This is a genomic window from Clostridium sp. MB05 (assembly GCF_046581255.1).
Taxonomy (GTDB): domain Bacteria; phylum Bacillota; class Clostridia; order Clostridiales; family Clostridiaceae; genus Clostridium.
Genome location: NZ_CP174370.1, coordinates 2,813,352 through 2,838,296 on the forward strand (window position 1 = coordinate 2,813,352; position 24,945 = coordinate 2,838,296).

The 24,945-nt window shown below is 29.3% G+C and carries 25 protein-coding genes; all 25 read right to left on the bottom strand.

The annotated features are described in order from the left end of the window. Positions 1 to 28 precede the first annotated feature (28 nt). Positions 29 to 655, bottom strand: a complete 627-nt coding sequence (locus ACH36K_RS13175; protein ID WP_411168073.1) for an ABC-2 transporter permease — start codon at positions 653 to 655, stop codon at positions 29 to 31. A gap of 1 nt (position 656) precedes the next feature. Beyond that, complete coding sequence (locus tag ACH36K_RS13180) at positions 657 to 1,508, bottom strand: ABC transporter ATP-binding protein (protein WP_411170705.1); 852 nt, start codon at positions 1,506 to 1,508, stop codon at positions 657 to 659. 2 nt (positions 1,509 to 1,510) lie between these two features. Next, positions 1,511 to 1,885, bottom strand: coding sequence for a GntR family transcriptional regulator (locus ACH36K_RS13185; RefSeq protein WP_322379473.1), 375 nt, complete (start codon positions 1,883 to 1,885; stop codon positions 1,511 to 1,513). A gap of 338 nt (positions 1,886 to 2,223) precedes the next feature. Beyond that, on the bottom strand, positions 2,224 to 4,008 hold the full coding sequence (aspS, locus tag ACH36K_RS13190; RefSeq protein ID WP_411168074.1) for an aspartate--tRNA ligase: 1,785 nt from the start codon (positions 4,006 to 4,008) through the stop codon (positions 2,224 to 2,226). Between the two features lie 16 nt (positions 4,009 to 4,024). Beyond that, the gene (hisS, locus tag ACH36K_RS13195; RefSeq protein ID WP_411168075.1) at positions 4,025 to 5,272 is read right to left on the bottom strand and encodes a histidine--tRNA ligase; all 1,248 of its coding nucleotides are present in this window, start codon (positions 5,270 to 5,272) and stop codon (positions 4,025 to 4,027) included. Positions 5,273 to 5,285: 13 nt separating this feature from the next. Then, the gene (locus ACH36K_RS13200; protein WP_411168076.1) at positions 5,286 to 6,710 is read right to left on the bottom strand and encodes a coproporphyrinogen III oxidase; all 1,425 of its coding nucleotides are present in this window, start codon (positions 6,708 to 6,710) and stop codon (positions 5,286 to 5,288) included. A 9-nt stretch (positions 6,711 to 6,719) separates the two neighbouring features. Continuing rightward, positions 6,720 to 7,322, bottom strand: coding sequence for an MBL fold metallo-hydrolase (locus tag ACH36K_RS13205; protein ID WP_411168077.1), 603 nt, complete (start codon positions 7,320 to 7,322; stop codon positions 6,720 to 6,722). 15 nt (positions 7,323 to 7,337) lie between these two features. Beyond that, the gene (dtd, locus tag ACH36K_RS13210; RefSeq protein WP_411168078.1) at positions 7,338 to 7,787 is read right to left on the bottom strand and encodes a D-aminoacyl-tRNA deacylase; all 450 of its coding nucleotides are present in this window, start codon (positions 7,785 to 7,787) and stop codon (positions 7,338 to 7,340) included. Positions 7,788 to 7,799: 12 nt separating this feature from the next. Further along, positions 7,800 to 9,992 (bottom strand): RelA/SpoT family protein, encoded by a 2,193-nt coding sequence (locus tag ACH36K_RS13215; RefSeq protein ID WP_411168079.1) that lies wholly within the window; start codon positions 9,990 to 9,992, stop codon positions 7,800 to 7,802. Positions 9,993 to 10,097: 105 nt separating this feature from the next. Continuing rightward, positions 10,098 to 10,616 carry an adenine phosphoribosyltransferase gene (locus tag ACH36K_RS13220; RefSeq protein WP_411168080.1) on the bottom strand — a complete coding sequence of 173 codons (519 nt, stop codon included), beginning with the start codon at positions 10,614 to 10,616 and terminating at the stop codon, positions 10,098 to 10,100. A gap of 98 nt (positions 10,617 to 10,714) precedes the next feature. After that, complete coding sequence (locus ACH36K_RS13225) at positions 10,715 to 11,566, bottom strand: DHH family phosphoesterase (RefSeq protein ID WP_411168081.1); 852 nt, start codon at positions 11,564 to 11,566, stop codon at positions 10,715 to 10,717. 140 nt (positions 11,567 to 11,706) lie between these two features. Next, a complete protein-coding gene (secF, locus tag ACH36K_RS13230; RefSeq protein ID WP_411168082.1) occupies positions 11,707 to 12,579 on the bottom strand; it encodes a protein translocase subunit SecF in 873 nt (290 codons plus the stop codon). Further along, positions 12,572 to 13,837 carry a protein translocase subunit SecD gene (secD, locus tag ACH36K_RS13235; RefSeq protein ID WP_411168083.1) on the bottom strand — a complete coding sequence of 422 codons (1,266 nt, stop codon included), beginning with the start codon at positions 13,835 to 13,837 and terminating at the stop codon, positions 12,572 to 12,574. Before secD ends, secF begins: the two co-directional genes overlap by 8 nt. Before the next feature lie 359 nt (positions 13,838 to 14,196). Further along, positions 14,197 to 14,565 carry a TIGR04086 family membrane protein gene (locus ACH36K_RS13240; protein ID WP_411168084.1) on the bottom strand — a complete coding sequence of 123 codons (369 nt, stop codon included), beginning with the start codon at positions 14,563 to 14,565 and terminating at the stop codon, positions 14,197 to 14,199. A 52-nt stretch (positions 14,566 to 14,617) separates the two neighbouring features. Beyond that, positions 14,618 to 14,893 carry a preprotein translocase subunit YajC gene (yajC, locus tag ACH36K_RS13245; RefSeq protein ID WP_411168085.1) on the bottom strand — a complete coding sequence of 92 codons (276 nt, stop codon included), beginning with the start codon at positions 14,891 to 14,893 and terminating at the stop codon, positions 14,618 to 14,620. 102 nt (positions 14,894 to 14,995) lie between these two features. Beyond that, the gene (gene tgt / locus ACH36K_RS13250) at positions 14,996 to 16,138 is read right to left on the bottom strand and encodes a tRNA guanosine(34) transglycosylase Tgt (protein ID WP_411168086.1); all 1,143 of its coding nucleotides are present in this window, start codon (positions 16,136 to 16,138) and stop codon (positions 14,996 to 14,998) included. A gap of 21 nt (positions 16,139 to 16,159) precedes the next feature. After that, positions 16,160 to 17,188: a tRNA preQ1(34) S-adenosylmethionine ribosyltransferase-isomerase QueA gene (gene queA / locus ACH36K_RS13255; protein WP_411168087.1), complete on the bottom strand. Its 1,029-nt coding sequence runs from the start codon at positions 17,186 to 17,188 to the stop codon at positions 16,160 to 16,162. Between the two features lie 43 nt (positions 17,189 to 17,231). Continuing rightward, the gene (gene ruvB, locus ACH36K_RS13260) at positions 17,232 to 18,257 is read right to left on the bottom strand and encodes a Holliday junction branch migration DNA helicase RuvB (protein ID WP_411168088.1); all 1,026 of its coding nucleotides are present in this window, start codon (positions 18,255 to 18,257) and stop codon (positions 17,232 to 17,234) included. A 9-nt stretch (positions 18,258 to 18,266) separates the two neighbouring features. After that, positions 18,267 to 18,872: a Holliday junction branch migration protein RuvA gene (ruvA, locus tag ACH36K_RS13265; RefSeq protein ID WP_411168089.1), complete on the bottom strand. Its 606-nt coding sequence runs from the start codon at positions 18,870 to 18,872 to the stop codon at positions 18,267 to 18,269. A gap of 179 nt (positions 18,873 to 19,051) precedes the next feature. Then, positions 19,052 to 19,918, bottom strand: coding sequence for a DegV family protein (locus ACH36K_RS13270; protein ID WP_411168090.1), 867 nt, complete (start codon positions 19,916 to 19,918; stop codon positions 19,052 to 19,054). Between the two features lie 103 nt (positions 19,919 to 20,021). After that, positions 20,022 to 20,324 carry a Dabb family protein gene (locus tag ACH36K_RS13275; protein WP_411168091.1) on the bottom strand — a complete coding sequence of 101 codons (303 nt, stop codon included), beginning with the start codon at positions 20,322 to 20,324 and terminating at the stop codon, positions 20,022 to 20,024. A 175-nt stretch (positions 20,325 to 20,499) separates the two neighbouring features. Beyond that, positions 20,500 to 21,675: a stage V sporulation protein E gene (gene spoVE, locus ACH36K_RS13280; protein WP_411168092.1), complete on the bottom strand. Its 1,176-nt coding sequence runs from the start codon at positions 21,673 to 21,675 to the stop codon at positions 20,500 to 20,502. Positions 21,676 to 21,694: 19 nt separating this feature from the next. Beyond that, entirely contained in the window at positions 21,695 to 23,902 is a 2,208-nt protein-coding gene (locus ACH36K_RS13285) for a stage V sporulation protein D (protein WP_411168093.1), read from the bottom strand. A 138-nt stretch (positions 23,903 to 24,040) separates the two neighbouring features. After that, complete coding sequence (gene msrB / locus ACH36K_RS13290) at positions 24,041 to 24,484, bottom strand: peptide-methionine (R)-S-oxide reductase MsrB (protein ID WP_411168094.1); 444 nt, start codon at positions 24,482 to 24,484, stop codon at positions 24,041 to 24,043. A gap of 44 nt (positions 24,485 to 24,528) precedes the next feature. Further along, complete coding sequence (locus tag ACH36K_RS13295) at positions 24,529 to 24,909, bottom strand: hypothetical protein (protein ID WP_411168095.1); 381 nt, start codon at positions 24,907 to 24,909, stop codon at positions 24,529 to 24,531. Between the last annotated feature and the right edge of the window lie 36 nt (positions 24,910 to 24,945).

Genomic DNA, 24,945 nt, shown 5'->3' on the forward strand with positions numbered 1-24,945 from the left:
TATTATATTACATTATACCTATTTGATATTATATATCCTTTTTTGAATAGAGATTAGATGTAACAAAATATGAAGTTAACACTATCGTAAATATACAAAGAATTATAAATATCTTTATAATAAACATATCAAAATTAATTTTAGGTAAATATTTTATTAAGTTACTTGAGAAAATCACTGGAAGTATTGTTAGAAATACCATTATTATTCTACCCTTTTCAAAACCTAAAAGTAATTCCAGTGGTATTAATATAGTCATCATAAAAATCCCTATTCCAATCATTATATAAACTAAAGACAATAATGGAAATAGTTCACCTTTATTTACTATATTTAAATAAATTAATGCTTCATATAATACTGATGATATTATAATAGCTATAAATGTATTTATTGCTACATATATATATCTTGACAATATATAATCACTAGGTTTTATTGGTAATGAATATATTAAATAACCTATTTTACTTTTTTCTTCATAGTAAGCAGTGCTATAACATGTTGCCATTATAAACAATGCTCCACTAAAAGTTATCATTTGAGGATTCATTACTCCAAAAAATATCCCCATAGCTATTATCAATAACATATATTTTTTTAAAGAAAATATAGTTTCAAATTGCAAAAGTAATAAATTAAATATTTTTCTCATTTTAATCCCTCCTAGTATAATAAAGCATAATATCCTCTAAAGTAGGTTTTTCATAAATAACTTCATTTCCGAATATTTCGTATGCCTCTACTTTATTTGATGTAAGTCCTTCAAATCCAAATCCATTTATTTTAATTGAAATAAGATATTTTTTTGTTTCCTTATCTAAAAGTTCTTTCTTTCCTTTAATTAAAGAATGTTTTTCTAATATCTCGTCTTTTTCACCATATAAAACAATTTCACCTTTATATATAAATATAATATAATCTGCGCATTTATCTAAATCACTAGTTACATGAGTAGAATAAAATATTGTAAGATCTTCACTTTCTATTTGCTCTTGTAGTATTTCTAAAAACTCACTTCTTACAACAGGATCTAAATTAGCAGTTGGTTCATCCATAATCAAAACTTTAGGTTTTATAGACAATGCCATAGTTAATTCAAATTGCTTCTTTTGACCCTTAGATAGCTTTCCATAAATCATACTTTCGTTTATATTAAACTTTTTAATTAATTCATTATATAATCCTTCATCCCATCTATCATAAAATTTACATATATTATTTTTTATATTTTTTATCTTACTTTCTTCTAAGAATCCAGATATATCCCCCACAAATCCTACATATTCTTTAATTTTTAAATTTTTTAAAACATCTTCTCCAAATATCAGTATTTCTCCTGAATCACATTTAATCATATTCATTATGGCTTTTATAGTAGTAGTTTTCCCAGAACCATTTGGTCCAATAAAACCTGTTATAAAGCCCTCTTTTACTTTTAATTCTTCTATATTTAATCTGAAATTCCTATATGCCTTTATTAAATTCTTAATCTCAATTGCTTCCACCATTATACCTCCTCATATAAATTTTTAAATATCTCAATTGCTTTCTCTAAAGTTAATCCAATAGCTTTCGCTGCTATAATTGCTTCCTCTAGTTTGTTTTCAATTTCAAACATAGCAACTTCTCTAAGCCTTTCGTTACTAGACTCTGCTACAAAAGTTCCTTTTCCAACAACGGTTTTTATAAAACCTTCTTTTTCAAGCTCCTCATAAGCTCTCTTAGTTGTAATTATACTTACCTTTAACTCCTTAGCTAATGTTCTAATAGATGGTAATGCTTCACCAGGTCTTAAGGTTAAATTTATAATTTGAGTTTTAATCTGAGTTTCTATTTGTTCATATAAAGGCACTTGTGAAGAATTACTAATTATTATATTCAAGCTCTCACCTCCAAGTGTACATAAAGTGTATATATATTATATATACATATATTAATCCATATGTACACTTTTGTCAATAATTTATAAAAAATAACAATAAAAAAGTCGCCAAGGCGAGCTTGCCGAGCTGTCGACTTTTTTTCGCGCATGTGCATTTCTGAAGCTTGCCTGAGGAAAATCTTGCACGCGCACCTTATTTTATTTTTTACTCTATAGTGCTAACTTTAATAACTTATATGCTATAAATAATTTATCTATAGATTTTTAAAATATAATTTTCCGTAGAGTAAAAAAATAGATATTGCTATAATAAATAACAATATCTATTTAATATCATATTAATTTTCTTTTACGTTTATTGAAATTCCTAATTCTTCTAATTGCTTTTCATCTGCAATATTAGGAGCTTCACTTAAATAGCAATAAGCATTTTGATTTTTAGGGAATGCTATAACATCCTTTATATTTTCTGTTCCAGCTAAGAACATTACCATTCTATCTAATCCAAATGCTAAACCTCCATGAGGTGGTGGTCCAAACTTAAATGCATCTATTAAGAAACCAAATCTTTCTTGAGCAGACTCTTCTGTAAAACCTAATGCTTTAAACATTCTTTGTTGAAGCTTTGAATCGTGAATTCTTATAGATCCTCCACCTAATTCTTCACCATTTAAAACTAAGTCATATGCCTTTGATCTTACTTCTCCTGGATTAGTTTCTAACATATCTAAATCTTCATCCATTGGTGATGTAAATGGATGATGTGCTGCATGGTATCTTCCTTCTTCCTCATCATATTCAAATAGAGGGAATTCTGTAATCCATGTAAAATTAAATTCATTTTTATCTTTTATTAAGTCAAATTGTTTAGCAATCTCTAATCTTAACGCTCCTAAGCTTTGGAATACAACTGAATTCTTATCAGCAACTATAAAAATAGCATCTCCGACTTCAGCATTCATAGTTTTAACTATTGAATTTGTGACATCATCAGTTAAGAATTTAGCAATAGAAGACTTAACCCCATCTTCCTTTATTTGTATCCAAGCAAGACCTTTAGCTTTATACGTCTTAACAAATTCGCCTAATTTATCTATTGGCTTTCTTCCTAAATCAGCTCCACCCTTTAAGCAAAGTGCTCTAACAGAACCACCAGCTTTAATAGCTGATTTAAATACTACAAAATCCATATCTTTTACGTCTTCTGTAATATTAGTTATTTCCATTCCAAATCTTAAATCTGGTTTATCAGAACCGTACTTTTCCATAGCATCTTTAAATGTCATTCTCTTTATTGGTAGTTTAACATCTACTCCTGCTACTTCTTTAAATACATGTTCTATTAACCCTTCATTCATTTTTATAACATCTTCTTGCTCAACAAAACTCATTTCTAAGTCTATTTGAGTAAATTCTGGTTGTCTATTAGCTCTTAAATCTTCATCTCTAAAACATTTAACAATTTGATAATATCTATCAAATCCTGAAACCATTAATAGTTGTTTAAATATTTGCGGTGATTGTGGAAGTGCATAGAACATTCCAGGATAATTTCTAGAAGGTACAAGATAATCTCTAGCTCCTTCTGGAGTACTCTTTGTAAGCATTGGAGTCTCAACTTCTAAGAAATTATTATTATCTAAATAATCACGAACTGATTTAGAAATTCTATTTCTAATCATAAATATTCTTTGCATATCTGGTCTTCTAAGATCTAAATATCTATATTTTAATCTTATACTTTCAGCAGCATCTAATCCTTCTTTTATATATATCGGAGGTGTATCTGATTCAGAAAGTATTTTTAAGCTTTCACATTTAAGTTCTACTAATCCTGTTGGCATATTATGATTAGGAGCCTCTCTTAAAACTACTTCTCCAGTTACTGCTATACAATATTCTGGTCTAACATCTTTAGCCTTTTCAAAAGCCTCTGAATTTATCTCTTCACCAAATACTATTTGCATTATTCCTGTTCTATCTCTAAGGTCAATAAATTGTAGACCTCCCAATTTTCTATTTCTTTGCACCCAACCCATTAATGTGATTTTTTGTGATACGTTATTTTCTCTAACTTCTCCACACATTAGGGTTCTTTTTAAGCCACCTAAAGCTTCACCCATTTTTTCTTCCTCCTAACTATTTTATAAGCTTTGCTATTTCTTCTATATTGTCTAAACTTACTTCAAAATGTTCACCATCACTCATTCTTTTAAGCTTCAATGTCTTATTTTCAAGTTCGTCATCACCTAAAATTGTGGTAAAAGCTGCACCTATCTTGTTAGCATATTTCATTTCTGCTTTTATACTTCTACCCATATGATTTATTTCTGTCTTTACACCAAGAGCTCTTAATTTATTAGCTAATACAAAACCTTCTGTCTTAGCATTTTCACCTCTCGCTCCTATATAAATATCTACTAGTCCTTCATTTGGAATTTCTATTCCTTCTTTTTCTAAAGTCATTATAAGTCTTTCTAACCCTAATCCAAATCCTACAGCTGGCATTTCTGGTCCACCGATTTCTTCTATAAGCTTATCGTATCTTCCTCCACCACAAACTGTAAAATCATCATTTAATATTTCAAAAATTGTCTTTGTATAATAATCTAATCCTCTAACTATACCTGGATCAATTTTATACTTTATATTTAAAGCATCTAAATACTTCTTCACTTCAGTAAAGTGAGAATCACATTCTTCGCATATATAATCTAATATAATTGGAGCATTCTTAGTTATTTCATTACAACTTTTTTCTTTACAATCAAGAATTCTCATAGGATTTTTTTCAAATCTAGTTTTACAAATTCCACAAAGATTATCATAATTTTCTTCAAGATATTTTTTTAAAGATTCATTGTATTTAGGTCTACACTTAGGACATCCTAAGTTATTTATATTTAAACTTAAGCTTTTAAGTCCTAACTTTTTTAATCCTTCCATAGCTAATGAAATTACTTCGGCATCAACTGAAGCTTCTTTTGAACCAAAAACTTCAACTCCATACTGATGGAATTGTCTTAATCTTCCCTTTTGAACATTTTCATATCTAAAACAAGGTATCATATAATAAAGCTTAGTTGGTTGAGCCTCATTAAATAGCCTATTTTCAATAAAAGCTCTTACCGTTGGAGCTGTACCCTCTGGTTTTAAAGTAATACTTCTATTACCTTTATCATTAAAAGTATACATTTCCTTTTGAACTATATCAGTAGTTTCCCCAACTCCTCTTAAAAATAGTTCTGTATGTTCAAACATAGGTGTTCTAATTTCTCTTACACCATATGCCTTTGATACTTCTCTTAAAACTCCCTCTACATAATGCCACTTATATGCATCTTGAGGTAGCATATCCTTAGTACCCTTAGGTGCTTGGATTTCCATAAAATATCTCCTCCTATTTAAGGTAAAGTGTATCTAAAAGCTTTTTCTTTGCCTCTACCATTTCCTTAATTCTACTTGTGTATTCTCTAATATCTTTAACATTTCCAAATCTTTCAATTCTATTTTCCCTTAAAAAGACAACTTTAGATACAGCATCTGCTCCTAATGCTATTATAGTTTGTTTATCTTCTATCATTTGAATATTATATAAACATTCTTTTCCTTCTTTAGAATAGCCTAAATTCTCCATATTGCCAACCATATTTTTTTGTCTATACATATAATAAGGTTCTATATTTAATTTCTCTGAAATATATCTGCTTTCTTCATACATTTGTGAAAGTTCGTTTTGCTTTTTTATTTGAATTCCCTTCTTCAATATGAAGTTCTCATAAAGAATAGATGCCCTTTTTAAAGATAATCCATGAACTGTTAAACTATCTGGATGTAGTTTTAATATTTCCTGTGCTGTAAACTTAACCTCGTCTATTCCTTCTCCAGGAAGTCCTATTATCATATCCATATTTATATCATTAAATCCTAAGTCTCTTGCTAATTTAAACTTATCTATAACGTCTTTAGATGTATGACCTCTACCAATCATTTTTAAAGTGTTATCATTCATAGTTTGAGGATTAATACTTATTCTAGTAGTGTTATACTTTTTCATTGTTTGAAGTTTTTCTAAAGTTATGCTATCTGGCCTTCCACATTCTACAGTAAACTCAAATATGTCTTTATCTAAAACAAAGGCATTATAAATCTCCTTCATAATAGATTCAAACTCTTCATTATTTACAGCTGTCGGAGTTCCACCACCAAAATAAACACTTTCTATATTTAAATCTCTTTCATCAACATATTTTTTCATTTCTCTTATTTCATAAGTAAGAGCTTCTAAATATGGATTAACAAGTTTTTTATTTCCCCCAATAGGATTTGCTGTAAAAGAACAATAAAAACATCTCGTTGGGCAAAATGCCATTCCTATATATATAGCAATATTTTTTTCATTTTTATTTACAAATCTCTTCTCTTTTTTAGCTACCTCTATACAAAGCTTTGCTTTTTCTTCTGAGGCTAAATGCCTATTTTTAAATATTTCTATTATTTCTTCTTCGCTTCTTCCTTCTTCTAAATAATTTAAAGCTATTTTAGAAGGTCTTATACCTACAAGTATTCCCCAAGGATAATAATCCCCTGTAATTTCACGTAATGAAGAAAAAATCAACCTTTTAATATCTTCTTTTAGACTTTCTCCTAAAGTACTTTCCTTATAAAACTCTTTATAAGTTAAAGATACCTTTTGTTCTTCAATATTTACTATATAATCTCCATCTTCTACGAATTTTAATTCATCTAATGGAAAATATATATTAAACATTTGATACACATCATATCTATATTTTAAATCATTTAATCTTATTTTTAATTTCATTTATTCTCCTTATGCTAAAAAAGGATTTCTCGTCTTTTCAAATATGATAGTAGATTTTGGTCCATGTCCTGGATAAACTTCTACATCATTTCCAAGTACCATAAGTTTGCTTTCTATACTTTCTATAAGTTCATCAAAGTTTCCACCTATAAAATCGGTTCTTCCTATTGATCCTTGGAATAAAGTATCTCCAGTGAAAACTTTATCTTCCACTAAATAGCAAGTTCCACCTTTAGTATGTCCTGGTGTAAATATAGCCTTAAAACTTAATTCTCCAACTTTAATTACTTCGCCTTCATTTATATATTCATATATATGAGGTAACTTACCAAATACACCTGAAGGATCATTCTCCATATATTCTTCTTCAGCTTTGTTAAGATATACATTTACTTTGTACTTATCTTTTAATTCAGCCACCGCACCATTATGGTCAAAATGACAGTGAGTTAAAAGTATAACTTCTATTTCAACACCTAAGGCTTCTATTTGACTATTTAAATAACTTGCCTCCGCACCTGGATCTATTATAACTGCTTTATTACTTTTCTCATCTATAACTATATAACAATTAGTTTGTAATGAGCCTAATGGAAACGTCTTTACTATCATATATACCCTCCTTAATTAAAATTTCTTTTTACTATCTATTATTAAGGTTACTGGCCCATCATTTTGAATATCAACTTTCATATGAGCCCCAAATTCTCCAGTTTCAACTTTTAAAGAAGTTTCTCTTAAAAGTTCTACAAATTTATTATATAATATTTTTGCTCTTTCTCCACCTTCAGCTTCCATAAAATTAGGTCTTCTACCCTTTCTACAATCTCCATAAAGAGTAAATTGAGAAATAGCTAAAATTTCTCCCTTTATATCTAATACTGATAAATTCATTTTATCATTCTCATCTTCAAATATTCTAAGGTTTATAACCTTATCTTTAATATATAATAAATCTTCTTCACCATCATCCTTAGATATACCTATAAGTATATTAATTCCTTTATTAATTGAACCTACTATTTCATTATTTACTTCTACCTTAGAGGATGATACTCTCTGAACTACAGCTCTCATATAATTACCTCTCTAGCTATTCATTCTATATACATCCATTACGCCTTTTAATCTTCTTATTTTTCTCATAAGCTCTTTTAGTTGCTCAATGGAATCTATTTTTACTTTTATATTTATTAATGCAATATTACCCTTTGATGACTTTGCATTTAAAGCATTAAGCGGTAGCCTTGCTTCTGTTATTATTATCATAATATCAGATAAAATACCTATTCTATCTTCAGCTCTTACTTGTATTTCAGCTACGTAAGCTGCTCCCTTTGAAGTTCCCCAGGAAACCTCAACAACTTTATCTTTATCATAATCTATCAGTGCTTTTAAATTGCTGCAATCTGTTCTATGAACTGAAATACCTCTCCCTTTTGTTATATATCCAAGTATCTCATCTCCCGGAACTGGATTGCAACATCTAGCAAATCTAACCATAAGATTATTTACACCTTTTACAGTTACTCCATAATTACTTGAAGATGCTGGCTTATTTATAGATAATTTATCTGATTTAGAAATATGATCATCAATTGACTTATTAACACTTTCTAAATTTTGCTTTTCAGGCATATTTTCTTCTTTTAATTTTAATATATAAGATGATGCAGATATTTGACCAACCCCTATGGCAGCATATAAATCTTCCATATTATGAATATTGTATCTTTTAACTAATTTATCATAAGCATCACCTTTTGATATTTCTGAATAAATCACACCCTGTTTCTTTAATTCTTTTTCAAAAGACTCTTTTCCCTTATCTATGTTTTCTTCTTTCTTAATTTTCTTAAACCATTGTCTTATTTTACTTTTAGCCTGATTACTTTTAGCCATATTTAGCCAATCCATATTAGGGCCTTTGGCACTTTTTGAAGTTAATACTTCTACTATTTCACCTGTTTTTAATTTATAATCAAGTGGGACTATTTTACCATTAACTTTTGCTCCAACACATCTATTTCCTATATCAGTATGTATTCTATAAGCGAAATCTATTGGAGTTGCTTGACTTGGTAAGTTTATTACAACACCTTTCGGGGTAAACACAAATATTTCATCAGTAAATAAATCTATTTTAAATCCTTCAATAAATTCCTCTGCATCTGATGTTTCCTTTTGCCATTCAAGCATATCTCTAAGCCACGCAAGTTTATTCTCAAAGGACTTTTCTTTCTCTTCTTGTGTATCTCCCTCTTTATACTTCCAATGGGCTGCTATACCATATTCCGCAGTCTTATGCATTTCAAATGTTCTAATTTGTATTTCAAAAGTTTTTCCTTGTGGCCCTATAACAGTAGTATGAAGAGATTGATACATATTAGGCTTAGGCATTGCTATGTAATCTTTAAACCTTCCTGGAATAGGTTTATATATTGTATGAACGATTCCTAATACACCATAACAATCCTTAACTGTATTTACTAAAATTCTTATTGCTGTTAAATCAAATATTTGCTCTATACTTTTATTTTTGTTAACCATCTTTTTATATATACTATAAAAATGCTTTGGTCTTCCATCTATATCTGAGTCTATCTCAGAATCTTCTAATTTATTATGTAAATCTTCTATTATTTCAGCAATATAAACTTCTCTTTCAACTCTTTTTTCCGCAATCTGTTTAACTAAATCATAGTACTCTTCTTCATGCAAGTATCTAAAAGCTAAATCTTCAAGCTCCCATTTAATTTTAGATATACCGAGTCTATGAGCAAGTGGAGCATATATGTCTAGAGTTTCCTTCGCTTTTTGCTTTTGCTTTTCCTTAGGCATAAATTTTAATGTTCTAAGGTTATGTAATCTATCAGCTAACTTTATAATTATAACTCTTATATCTTTAGCCATTGCTAATAGCATCTTTCTAACATTATCAGCTTGCTGCTCTTCTTTTGTCTTATACTCTATTTTTCCAAGCTTAGTTACTCCTTGAACTAAGTTTGCAACTTCTTCATTAAACATACTCTTTATATCATCATAGGTATAATGAGTATCTTCTATAACATCATGTAAAAGTCCAGCTACTATAGTACTTGTATCCATACCCATCTCAGCTAGTATTTCAGCCACATCTATCGGATGTGTTACATAAGGTTCACCTGATTCTCTTTTTTGATCCTTATGAGCATCGTTTGCTAAATCATATGCTTTTTTTACGATATGTGTATCTACATTATTACAGTTTTCATTTATTTTTCGTAACAGACTTTCATACATATGGGTAATCTCCTTTGATTTGATTAAATCTAAAATAATTGGCTGGTTTCAAAAACCAGCCATTTTCTTATATTATATAATAATTACTTTTATATTTCAATAATATTAAAATTCGTAATCAACTAATGACATGACTTCATACTTCTCTAATTTATCTCTTCCATGTAATCCAGTTAATTCAATGGCAAAATCTAAACAAACTACTTCTCCACCTGCTAATTCCACAAGTTTAGCTACTGCCTCTATAGTACCACCTGTTGCTAATAAATCATCAACTATAGCAACTCTTTGTCCTTTTTTAATAGAATCTTTGTGTATTTGTAATGCATCACTACCATATTCTAAATCATAAGTTATTGAGACTGTTTCCCCAGGTAACTTTCCTGGCTTTCTTACTGGTACAAATCCTATTCCCATAGCATATGCAACAGGTACTCCATAAATAAAGCCTCTTGCTTCTGGTCCAACTATTAAATCAATATTTTTATCCTTTAAATGCTCTACCATCTTATCAATTGAGTATCTTAATGCTTCTCCATCTCCTATAACTGTCGTTATGTCCTTAAAGCTTATTCCATCTTTCGGGAAATTTTCAATTACTCTTATTTTTTCTTTTAGATTCATGATAAATCCTCCATTACTAAAAATTATAAACTATATAATTATTTATCTTACTTTAAATAAAATATTTCAATATTATTTTACAGTAATTATTAAATTAATTATATAGTTATCTTTGATTTATTTAAATATTTAGTTATTTGCTCTGCTCTATCCTTTTTATTAGTTGTTAAGAGCTCTATAATTATGCGTGCATTATCCATCATCCTTACAGCATTTATAGTAGGTGTAATAACATCTATGATTTTTAATATGCACCCATCATCCATTTCAACTATACTATAATAATTCATTATTGCTCTTAGTCCATAATTATTAGTATTTATTAAAAACTTTCTTCCTTCCTTTAAAATAACACCATTTTCGCCTTTTAAAGGAACCTCTGCCCATTGTTCACCTATAAGTATTAAATCCAAATACTTATTAATGCTCTTTATGTTATAATATATAGCAATTGCTTGCATTAACTTAAAGGTTAAACCACTAATAGATAAATTTTTATATCTATACTGGCAACCCTTTTGATTTGGATTTATGTATATGTAATCTCTTTCAACATTTACTTCTTTATTTTCCAAAACTATCAAGTCTATCCCAAGATCCCTACAAAGCTTTTCTTCTTTATCTGAGCTTAAATCTATTCCTAATGTAATTAAAAGCTGCCCTCCAAGAAAACTAACATTATTTATTATATCTTCAGAGGTAATTCCTGAATTTAATTCTTCATCATGGATTACATACTCTATATCTGCATTTAAGTATTTAAGTACTAAACTTAAAGACGCTATAGCACATAATCCATCTACATTAGGTACACCATAAACAACTATTTTCTTTCTATTATTTATAGCTTCTACCATCTGCTCCATAGCTTTATTCATATTTTTAAGTATAAAGGGATTATATCCAGTAATATAATTTGGACTATAAATACTCTCCCAAAACTTACGCATTATAAACTCCTCCACAAAACTTAAGAAAACACATATATTATAATTGAAAATCTATAATATTACAAATGTTTTCTAAGAAAAAAATAATAAACCTCCAAAATATTTCGGAGGTTTAACTTTTGGGTTATCTTTATAAAAAATTAAGCTGTTTCTGCTTTACTTTTTTTACCTCTTTTATCTCTTAATATAACCCATATTGGTGAAGCTATAAATATTGAAGAATATGCTCCAGCTGCAATCCCTATAATTAAAGGGAATGAGAACTCTCTAACTGTTGGAACAAATATGTTTACAGCTATTATTGTAATTAAAGTAGTTAGAGTTGTATTTATAGATCTTGACATAGTTTGAGTTAAACTTTTATTAGCTATTTCAGTAGAAGATGCTCTTCTCATATTTTTAAAATTTTCTCTTATCCTATCAAATATTACTATAGTATCATTTATAGAATAACCTACAATTGTTAATACAGCTGCTATGAATGGAGTATTAACTGGAATATTAAATATAGCAAATATACTTATAGTAATTAATAAATCATGTACAAGTGCAATTACTGCTGCTACTCCAAAACTCATCTCAAACCTTATTGCAATGTATATAAGCATAGCTACACAAGCAACTAATAATGCTAGTATAGAATTTCTTGTAAGTTCTTTTCCTACAGATGCTCCAATTTCATCTTGTGATATTAAAGCACTATCCTCTAAGTTATACTTTTCTTGTAAGGCTTTAAAAACCTCTGAAACTTTAGCGCTGTCTAACTCCTTTGCCTTTATTTCATATTGAGTATTATCAGCCTCATTTGTAACTGCATCAGGAACTATTTTTTTAACTATTTCATCTACTTCTGGTTTATTAAACCCTTCCCCTAGCTCAATTACAACCTTAGTTCCGCCTCTAAAGTCTATACCGAAATTAAGACCTCTTGTAATAGTAAATCCTAAACCGATTATTATAACTATCGCTGACAAGGTGAACCAAAGCTTAGTTTTTTCTATAATTTTAAGCATTTTTAGCCCCCCTCTTAACTCTAAATTGTCCTAAACTCTTTAAAAGTCCCATATCTACTGCTAAATTTATTAACATCTTTGTTACTATTAAAGCAGTAAATAAACTTAAAACTATTCCTAACATAAGTGTTACAGCAAATCCCTTTACCGCTCCAGATCCCATAAAATATAATATTAGTGCTGCAATAAATGTTGTTGCATTTGAATCTACAATTGATGACATTGCATTTTCAAATCCACTTTTAACTGCACTTTTAACAGATATACCTATTGAAAGCTCTTCTCTTATTCTTTCAAAAATTAATATATTTGCATCTACAGCCATCCCTATAGTCAATAAGAAAGCTGCAATTCCTGGTAAAGTTAGAGCTGCTCCAACTTCAACAAATACTAAAAGAAGTAAAACTATATATAATGTCAATGCTATAGAAGCAAGTAATCCTGGTAATCTATAATAAACTATCATAAATATAAATATTAATGATATTCCTATAACGCCAGCTTTCATAGCGTTTGGAAGAGCTTCTGATCCTAATTGAGCTCCTACGTTCTTAACTGATACTGCTTTAACAGTTACAGGAAGAGCACCTGAGCTTATTATCCCTGAAAGTTTTGTAGCCTCATCCATTGAAGCCATTCCATTAATAACAGCTTTTCCATCTGTAATTGCTGTTTGAACTACTGGATTTGAAACTACTTCACCATCCATAGATATGCTAATATTCTTACCTATATTATTAGCTGTAACTTCAGCAAATTTCTTTTGACCTTCACTATTCAACTCTAATGAAACTACAGGTCTTGAAGTCTGGTCAATAACAGCTGTTGCTTCTTTAACATCTTTTCCTGTTAAAACAACATTTCCTTCTGAATCCTTAAACTCTAAATTACCAGTTTTGCTTAAGCTATCAACTATCTCACTTGAATTAAATGCTCCTGGTATATCGACCCTTATTCTCTTTTCTCCTTCTTCTGTAACAACAGTTTCTGCTACCCCTATTTTATTAACTCTAAGCTCTAATAATTGCTTAGTTCTTTGGCGTACATCTGATGGTACATTATCTTCTTGGATTTCCATTAAAACTGAAACTCCTCCCTGAAGATCAAGACCCTTAGTTATAGCTTTATCAAAAGACTTAAACTCCCATCCTGCTATTTTAACCCCTTTAAAACCTGCAAATGCTAATGAAAAAATAGCAATGACACAGAGTACAAATAATATTGAACTTTTACTCTTACTTTTGCTTCTTGCTTTCATGTTCTTCCCCCTCTGGTACGTTTTCACTTAAATTATATTACTTATGTTAAGTAATATCAACTACTTTTTCGGTAGTTTCTATATTATCCCAGTAAATATGTTCCATATTTTATATTAATTATCATCTTATCTTGTTTATTATATTCTTAACCTAACTATTACTTTGTAAACTTTTATAAAAAATAAATTATATTAATTTCTAATATGTAGTTATAATATCCACCTATAACTTAAAATTTAAAATAAGATAAGAGAGCCGTTTAAATTCTCTTATCTTATTTTTTTTATTATCTCGCTAGTTTATAAAAATTAGATTAATTACTACTATGACTAATATACTAATCTAATTTCTAATGAAATTATAGGTTTACTCCCAGCATTCCAGAAAGTAATCCTATAAATATACATAATGCAAATTTCACAAAATCATACATCGTTAATGTAGGTTCTGCACCAAAGATAATGCCTATTATATATAAGGATATGTAAAAAATACACCCTACTGCTAAACCTACAACCCACCCCTTACTACCATATGATTTTACTGCTATTAAAGAGCCAACAATTAAAGCTAGGCATGAAATGACTACATAAATAATATTAAATACTCCTTCACCTAATGTAAGCTTATGCATAACAATCGAAAGTACTGCAGTTACTAAAAATGTAGTCATAAGCGCCCAAACTAATCCTTTTAAGACACTTTTAAAATAATTTGTCCAATCCATAAAAATTTCACCCCCTAGTACTCATTTTATGAGGTATTAGGGGGTATTATTCTTATTCTGATACTTTATTTATTTTTGAAGCTATTCCATTTTTAGATATTCTTATTTTAGTTCTCTCAGCACTTGTTTCAATAACAACATAGTCTTCTTCTACGATTATTATCTTTCCCATTATTCCGCCTCTAGTTATAATTTCATCATTCTTTTCTAATGCTGATACCATTTCATTATATTTTTTAGTTCTCTTTTTTTCAGGTAGTATTAATAATAAATACATAAGACCAAACATTAATACAAATGGTAATACAATTGATAATATTTGTGGCATATAAGTTCATTCCCTTCATAAATATAAGTTATTAAATTTCATAATAAAAACTATATATTATTTATATAGTGATGTCAATTACATTAACAGATATTTAATACTTTAAGCCTTGACATTCCATTCCTTTAATTTTTGTTCTTTAAACTCTTTAAAGTATCCACCATCTATAGCCGCTCTAATATCTTCCATTAATTTATTATAGAAATAAAGATTGTGTAATACACAAAGTCTCATTGCAAGCATTTCTTTAGCTTTAAATAAATGTCTTATATAGGCTCTTGTATAGCTTTTACAAGCTGGACATTGACAGCCTTCATCTATAGGTCTTGTGTCTAATTCAAATTTTGCATTCATTAAGTTTATTTTTCCTTCTTTTGTAAACACATGTCCATGTCTTCCATTTCTAGCTGGAAGTACACAGTCGAAAAAGTCCACGCCTCTATCAACAGCTTCTAAGATATTACTTGGAGTTCCTACTCCCATTAAATAAATAGGCTTATCTTCTGGTAAGTATGGAACAACAGCATCTATTATTCTATACATTTCTTCATGAGTTTCTCCTACCGCTAAGCCGCCTATTGCATATCCATCTAAATCCATTTGAGTTATTGTTTTAGCATGTTCTATTCTTATATCTTCATAGCAACCACCTTGATTTATACCAAATAACATCTGCTCTTTATTTATAGTTTCAGGAAGAGAATTTAACCTATCCATTTCTACCTTACATCTCTCAAGCCATCTTGTAGTTCTTGCTACTGATTTTTCTACATACTCTCTTGTAGATGGGTTTGGAATACACTCATCAAAAGCCATAGCTATAGTTGAAGCTAAATTGCTTTGAATTTGCATTGATTCTTCTGGGCCCATAAATATTTTTTTACCATCTATATGTGATGAAAAATATACACCCTCTTCTTTTATCTTTCTCATTCCTGATAATGAAAATACTTGGAACCCACCTGAATCTGTTAGTATAGGTCTATCCCAATTCATAAATTCATGTAATCCACCAAGTTTTGCTACAACTTTATCAGATGGTCTTAAATGCAAATGATATGTATTAGATAGCTCTACTTGACATCCTATTTCTTTTAAATCCATAGTTGATACAGCACCCTTTATAACAGCACAAGTACCAACATTCATAAATACTGGAGTTTCTATAGTTCCATGAGGAGTTTCAAATCTACCTCTTCTTGCGTTACCATCCTTTTTTAGTAAAGTATATCTTTTCTTACTCAAAATTTCACTTCCTCTTTTTGTTTATTCTTTTATTATCATGGAATCTCCAAAGGAGAAAAATCTGTATCTTTCTTTAACAGCTTCATTATAAGCCTTCATAACATTTTCTTTTCCTGCTAAAGCTGAAACTAACATTATTAATGTAGATTCCGGTAGATGAAAATTAGTTATAAGTTCATCTATAACCTTATATTTATATCCTGGATATATAAATATATCTGTCCATCCACTTTGCTCCCTAACAAATCCATTTTCATCACCTATAGTTTCTAAAGTTCTTGTAGATGTAGTCCCTACTGCTATTACTTTATTTCCTCTTTTTTTAGTTTCATTAATTAACTCTGCATTTTCTTTATCTAAGAAGTAATATTCTGAATGCATTATATGTTCATTTATGTCTTCAACTTTAACTGGTCTAAAAGTTCCAAGACCTACATGAAGAGTTAAGTAGGCTATATTAATACCTTTTGCTTTAATTTCTTTTAATAATTCTTCTGTAAAGTGTAATCCTGCTGTTGGTGCAGCTGCTGATCCTTTTTCTTTTGAATATACAGTTTGATATCTTTCTTTATCTTCAAGCTTTTCTGTAATATATGGTGGTAATGGCATTTCTCCAAGCTCATCAAGAACCTGCTCGAAAATTCCATCATATGAAAATTCTATTATTCTATTTCCTTCTTCAACTATATCAACTACAGTACACTTTAGCTTTCCATTACCAAAAGTAAAACTTTGCCCAATCTTAGCTCTTTTACCTGGTTTTGCTAGGCACTCCCATTTATCTCCTTCTATTCTTTTTAGTAATAAAAATTCAATCTTTCCACCAGTTTCTTCTTTTTCTCCAATCAATCTTGCAGGCATCACTCTTGTGTTATTTAAAACTAAAGTATCTCCTTTATTTAAATAATCTATTACATCATGAAAAGATCTATGCTCTAGCTCTCCAGTTTTTTTATCTAAAACCATAAGTCTTGAAGAATCTCTCTTTTCTAGTGGATGCTGTGCAATTAATTCTTCTGGTAGATAAAAATCAAAATCATTTACCTTCATTTTTTAATCTCCTAATCTTTCTCGTTATTAATTTAAGTTATCTTTAAAACAGCTTTTGCTGTTCTCCAGTTATTTTTCTTTTTCTTTTATTTCTTCCTAAATGCTCGTATGCTTTATCAGTTGCAATTCTTCCTCGTGAAGTCCTTACTATAAATCCTGTTTGTAATAAATAAGGTTCATATACATCCTCTACAGTTCTAAGTTCCTCTCCTATAAAATACGAAAGTGTTTCTATTCCAACAGGACCACCATTAAAGTTATCTATTATTGCTTCTAATATTTTATTATCAACTCTATCAAAACCTTTGTCATCTACCTCTAAAAGTTCAAGTGCTGCTTTTGCTTCTTTATAGCTTATAAGAGAATCAGAATAAACTTGGGCATAATCTCTAACTCTTTTTAATAGTCTATTTGCTATTCTTGGGGTACCTCTTGACCTTCTCGCAAGTTCATATGCTCCTTCTTCTGTTATATTACAATCTAATACAAAGGCTGATCTTATTATTATTTCTTTAAGTTGCTTTTCTGTATAGTATTGCATATCGCAAAGAACCCCAAATCTATCTCTTAATGGAGAAGTTAACATTCCTATTCTAGTAGTTGCTCCTATTAAGGTAAACTTAGGCAAGTCTAATCTTATAGACTTTGCAGCTGCTCCTTTTCCAATAACAATGTCTAAAACATAGTCTTCCATTGCTGGATATAATATTTCCTCTACATTTCTATTTAATCTATGTATTTCATCTATAAATAAAACATCATTATCCTTAAGTGTTGTAAGTATTGCAGCTAAATCACCAGCTCTTTCTATAGCTGGACCTGAAGTTATTTTAAGTTCACCCTTCATCTCTCTTGCTATAATATTAGCTAAGGTTGTTTTACCTAGCCCTGGTGGCCCATATAACAATACATGGTCTAATGCTTCATCTCTATTTTGAGCTGCCTTTATAAATATATTTAAACGCTCTTTTACTTTATCTTGACCTATATACTCTTCTAAACTCTGAGGTCTTAAACTTAAAGTACTTCCATCTTCAAATATTTCTTGTGGTGTTATTATTCTTTCCATAATTCACCTCTATCCCATAAGAACCTTCAAACAATTTTTTATTATATTTTCTAATGTATCTGTTTTATCTACTTTTTTAAGTGATTGTTCTGCTTCCTTTTCTGAATATCCAAGTGCTAAAAGAGCACCTAATGCCTCTGCTATATTACTTGCATTATTTGGTATTAAATCTTCAAACTCTCCTAAGCCTTCTACTCCTTCAGCTATATCTTCTTTCTTTATTTTATCTTTAAGCTCTAGTATAATTCTTCCTGCAGTCTTTTTACCTATTCCAGGTGCCTTACACAAATGCTTTTCGTCTCCCATCATTATTGCATATCGTAAGTTATTTATTCTACTAATTGATAATAAAGATAAAGCAGCTTTTGCACCAACTCCATTAATTGAAATAAGTAGCTTAAACATCTCAAGCTCTTCTCTCGAGTCAAAGCCATAAAGTCCTATAAAATCTTCTCTTACTATTTGTTCAAGGTAAAGCTTAACCTCTTCATTAATTTTAGGCATAGATGACATAGTTGCTCCTGATGTAAATATCTTATATCCTATTCCATTATTTTCAACAATAATATAATCCCTATTTATTCCTTTATAGTTCCCTTTTATGTATTCATACATACAACTAACCCCCTCAAATGCCAATAAAGTGTCACTATACTTAATATTTAGATTCTAATCTATACTATACTTTATCATTATAAATAAAATAATTCAAGGCAGAAACAACTCTACAAATTAGTAAAGAGGTAAGATTAAATTAATTCTTACCTCTTAAAACAAAATAATTATTCTAATATTTATCTATTAGTACCAATAAAAAATAATGCCAACGTTCCTGGACCTGAGTGTGTACCTACAGCTGGTCCTATATTATTTATAATAACATCTTTAACCTTTGTTTCTTTTAAAATTAGATCTTTAAGATGCTCTGCATCGCTTAAACAATCACCATGGCTAATGAAGATTGTCTGTTCTTCTGAATTAACAATTCTTTCTTTTAACTTTTCTTCAAGTTCTTTTATTGATTTTTTTCTTCCCTTGACTTTAGAAACAGGAACTAGCCTTCCTTCATCATCAACATGCATAATAGGTTTTATATTAAGCATAGTTCCTACTATAGCAACTGTACTTGATATTCTACCACCTCTTTTTAAATGATTTAAATCATCTACTGTAAACCAATGATTAACTTTTAATTTGTTATCTTCTATCCAACTTATTATTTCATCTTTACTAGCTCCATCTTTAAGCATATTAACAGCATAATAAACAATAAGTCCTAACCCCATAGATGCACTTTTTGTATCAATAACTGTTATATCTGCTGATGGCATTTCATCTTCTACAGCTTCCTTAGCAATTCTTGCACTATTTACACATCCACTTAATGCTGATGAAAAACCTATATATATAATTGAATGGCCTTCACTTGAATATTTTTTAAAGGCTTCTGTAAAAGTATATGCATTAACTTGTGATGTTGAAGGCATTTCACCTGCTCTAATCATATCATAAAATACGTTATAATTAATGCTTTGCCCTAAATCATCTGGTATATCCTCTCCTTTTAGATTGACTCTAATAGGCATAACTTCTATATTATTTTCTTTGACGAAATCTATAGGCAAATCACAACAAGAATCTGTTAAAATAACTATCTTCATAGTCAGCTCCTCCCAAAATACATTTTTATAAATTTCTAATATGTTTTTAATTATACATCTATATTTATAGTTTTTCTATGAAGTTTATAAACTAATTTTAATATTACACTCTATAATCTACTACAACTCTCTTTTCCACTACTTCTTTTATAAACTTTACAACCTTAAGATGTTCTTCATTATTTTGGTAACTATCTAAATCTTCCTTAGATTTAAAAGTTGAATATAAAACTACATCATAAGCTTGACTAGACTCCTCAAAATTTATACCTACCTCTAAATCTATTACTACATCAATTTTATCTTTTAATGCTTCTATTTGCTTTTTTATTTCCAAGGCATTATATTCTTTAGTATTTCCTTCTACTTTTTCTTTTAATCTCCACATTACTACATGCTTAATCATAAATTTTCTCCTTAATTAATAGTTTTGATTTCTTTCTCTAATAATTTACTATAGTTATTAAAGTTATCCTTACAATATCTTTGTAAATAATTTACTTTATTCTTTTATTATTTTAACACAATAATCTCTATTTAAATATATTTTATAAAAGAAAAAGCACTATTTAAGTGCTTTTTCAAATATCTTCCTCTTTACTTTGCCTTGAAATATTTAATAAAATACCAAGAGCTCCTAAATTAAATACTAATGAAGTACCTCCATAACTTATCAGGGGCATTGGAACTCCTGTTACAGGCATTGATCCTGTTACAACTGCAATATTTATTATAGCTTGTATTGCAATTACAGAAATTATTCCAATAGCTAATAGATAACCATAGTTATCCTTTGCTTTAATTGCAATTGCAGTACCCTTAATTACTATAAACATAAATATAGAAATTATAAATATACACCCTATAAGTCCTAGTTCTTCTCCTATTATAGCAAATATAAAGTCATTGTGGGGCTCTGGCATAAAAAGTGCTTTCTGTCTTGAATTTCCCAGCCCTACTCCAAAAAGCCCTCCTGAACCTAGTGCGTAAAGAGATTGTATAAGCTGATAACTATTTCCTGATTGATCTGCCCATGGATTTAAAAAACTTGTCAGTCTATCTAATCTATAACTTTCTGCAAGAATTAGACCTATCCCTGCTGCTAGTCCAACTGGAATAAGAGATAATAAATGGCTAATTTTTGCTCCACCAACCAATATCATTATAAAAGCAACCATCATTACAATTGCAGTAATACTTAAATTTTTCTCTAATATTATTAATCCTGCAAATACAGCTGCTATAGCTAAGTAATATAAGGTTCCAGCTTTAAACTCTTTAATTTTTCCTCTTCTCTTATCAATAAGAAGGGCTAAATATAGCACTAAAACATACTTAGCAAGTTCTGAAGGTTGAAATGATAAAGGTCCAAGTCTTATCCATCTACGTGCTCCATTTATTTCGGCTCCAATAAATAAAACAGCTACTAGACAAACTATAGTTCCTATAACTAACCAAGGTGTTATTCTTTTATAAAAATGATAATCTATAGACATGGTAAAAATCATTGCTGCTATACCAACAATTGTCCATAAAACCTCTTTCTTAAAGAAAAACTCTGTGCTTTTGCTTTCAGTTTCGTATAAAGCATAATAAGAGCTTGAAGAATACACCATTACAACTCCTATAAATAATAGTATAAGAATTGCACATAGCATACTATAGTCTATACTTTTCATTCTTACCTTTCTTTTTTTTCTTATATTATTATAGCTTTTCTTTCTCCCCTTTATATTTAATTCTCTAACTTTATCCATTTTATCTCCTACTATCTATTTATTTCAAATCTAACTTTACTTTAGTTCCCTTTTCAATTAACTTTCCTGGAATGATATCTTGACTAGCTATAACTCCATCACCATTAGATTTATAAGCTACTCCAAGTTTATTTAAGATAGAAACCGCCTCTTCTAATGTTTTTCCTTTTAAGTCTGGCATTATAAGCTTATTAGCGTCACTTTTTGAATCCTGTAGATTTACACTTATAGTTGATCTTTCTTCAACTAATGATCCTGGGTAAGGCTCCATATTTATTACCTTTGAACTATTTCCTTCTATTTTTATATTTAAATTAATATCTTCTAGTATTTTTTTCGCTTCATCAGCAGATTTACCTCTTATTTCAGGAACAACCACTTTAGACTTCTCTAAATATCTTTCAGCATATACTTGTGAGTCCATATAAGTAAACATTTCTCCCAATAAAGATTTTAAAAGTGGAGTTGTTACTGGTCCTCCATAATATTGTCCTGCACTTGGATCTTCAACCTTTATAAAGATTGTAACTTGAGGATTTTCAACTGGATATAATGCAACTACAGATGCTATATATTTATCTGAAGAATATCCACCTAATACAGGATCAACTTTTTGAGCTGTTCCAGTTTTTCCTCCAACTCTTCTTTCTTTTCCCATAAAGGCTCCTATTGGTTGTCCTTGGTTTATAGTTCTTTCTAGATAATCTCTTAATACTGCTGTTGTTTGTTCAGATACTATACCTTCTTCTATAGTTGGCTTAAATTGTTCATCTACTACCTTAGTTCCATTCTCAGCATAATGTGTAATTTCTTTCATAATATGAGGTTGAATTAGTTTCCCACCATTTGCTATAGCATTAAATGCCTTCATAAGTTGGATACTACTTACAGTGTTTGTTTGCCCAAATGAAATAGTAGCTAAATCCATTTCACTCATATCACTTACAGATTTAATAATCCCTTCTGATTCACCTGGCAAGTCAATTTTAGTTAATTTTCCAAAGCCAAACTTATCTATATATTCTTTTAATTTTGCACTCCCTAATCTTGCTCCAACTTCCATAAACCCTACATTACAAGAGTTTTGTAATATTTGTGGAAGAGTTTGAGCTCCATGTCCTGATGTGTTCCAGCACTTTATAGTTGTTGAGCCAAATTTTAATCCTCCACTACAATAAAATGTATCACTTTCATGAACTACACCTTCTTCTATAGCTGCAGCCATAGTTATATTCTTAAATGTTGATCCTGGCTCAAAGGTATTACTTATAGCACTATTTCTAAACATATTTTCAAGTTTTTCAGAATCATTTTCTCCACTGAATTTTTCATATTCCTCATATGGATTATTGGGATTAAAATCAGGTTTATTTACCATTGCTAATATTTCACCATTATTAGGATTCATAACAATAATAGAGACTTCCTTTGCCTTATTATCTTGAAACCCTTTTTGAGCTACCTTTTCTGCTATTAACTGAATAGAATCATCTATAGTTAACATAACATCTTTACCGTTAATTGGACTTGTATACTTTACAGTTTGATATGGAAGTTCTTTTAAAGTTCCATCTATCTCTGCAATTTTATATCCTGCAATTCCTCTTAATTCAGTATTGTATTGTAATTCTACTCCATTTAGTCCAGTATTATCAGAATTAACACCACCTAAAACATGAGATAAAAAATTATTGTTAGGATAATACCTCTTTGGATTAATAGATATTACTACTCCATATATATTTAAAGCCTTAATTCTATCTGCTACTTCTTTTTCAATTCCCGTTACTAATGTACTAGTTCTTACTTGTACTCCATTTTCATTAACATGATTTAACTTTTTCTTAACTTCTTCAATAGGAACTCCTGATGCATCAGATAAACTTTGAGCCACTTCATCAACTGTTGTCTTTTCATCTTTTATATGTATGTCTATAGCTTCTAAATCTAAGTCAACTCTATATACATCTATTGAAGTCGCAAGTATTGATCCATTTCTATCTTTTATATCGCCTCTATCAGCTTCTACTGTTACTTGTGAATTCCACTGTCCTTGCGCCATATGTTTATACTCTTTATTTTTGTATATCATTATATATGTTAGTCTTATTATTAAAATTAACAATACTATACAAATACTTATACTACTAAAAAAAGCTCTTTCTCTAGAATGACTTTTTTTAAACTTATCACTTCTTACCTTAGTACTTTTATTTTTCCTGTTCATTCTTCTCCCCCGCGGTACTATTTTAGAATTTTCTAATGATAGGCTGTCCTATTAATTATATCAAAAACGCTTTTATTATGTAAATTATTTCCTCTATCTTTAACTAAATAAAAAGTAAAAGTGGATTTCCACCTTTACTTATTTACTTTTAAATAAATCTAAATATTCTTCATAGCCATTTTCTTTCATCTCATTTTTAGGTATAAACTTTAATGCTGCTGAATTAATACAGTACCTAAGTCCACCTAATTCTTCTGGACCATCACAAAATACATGTCCTAAATGTGAATCTGAACCTGTGCTTCTTACTTCAGTTCTAATCATTCCATGACTTTTATCTATTTTTTCTTTAATTAAATCTCTGTCTATTGGTTTTGAAAAAGCAGGCCATCCACAACCTGAATTAAACTTATCAGTTGAAATAAATAAAGGTTTTAATGAAACTATATCTACATAAATCCCTTCTTCAAAATGATTGTTGTACTCATTAAAAAAAGGTGCTTCGGTACCATTTTCTTGTGTAACTTTGTATTGCATTTCTGTTAATCTATTCTTTAATTCCTCTTTATCTACTTTATTCATATTTCATCCTCCATTTATATTATAAAGGCATTTAATAAAAATTTCTATTTATTCTTAGTAATAAATATTCTCTTAACAACTGTTTGAGGTGGCAGAGACTTAGTCATTGCTTCACTTACTCTCATATAAACTAAATCTCCTTTTTCAATAACTATATCTTCTTTTTTATCATTAGAAGAGTTCATAACTTTTGTATCCTCATTAATTATTCCAACAACTGTTATTTTATTTACTTCTTTACTCTTAATATATCCTTCTACAGTAATTCTTATAGACTTTCCATCTGTATCCTTTTGAACCTCTAATACTTCACCTATAACAACTGGACTTTTAGGTGTCATACCTTTTTCTGGCTTAGCACCAACTAAAACTCCTGTAAATATTATTATTGAACAAACTACTAGTAAAAATTTTTTTAACTTCATAAAAGTTTCCTCCTTACATTATAATCACTAATAGTT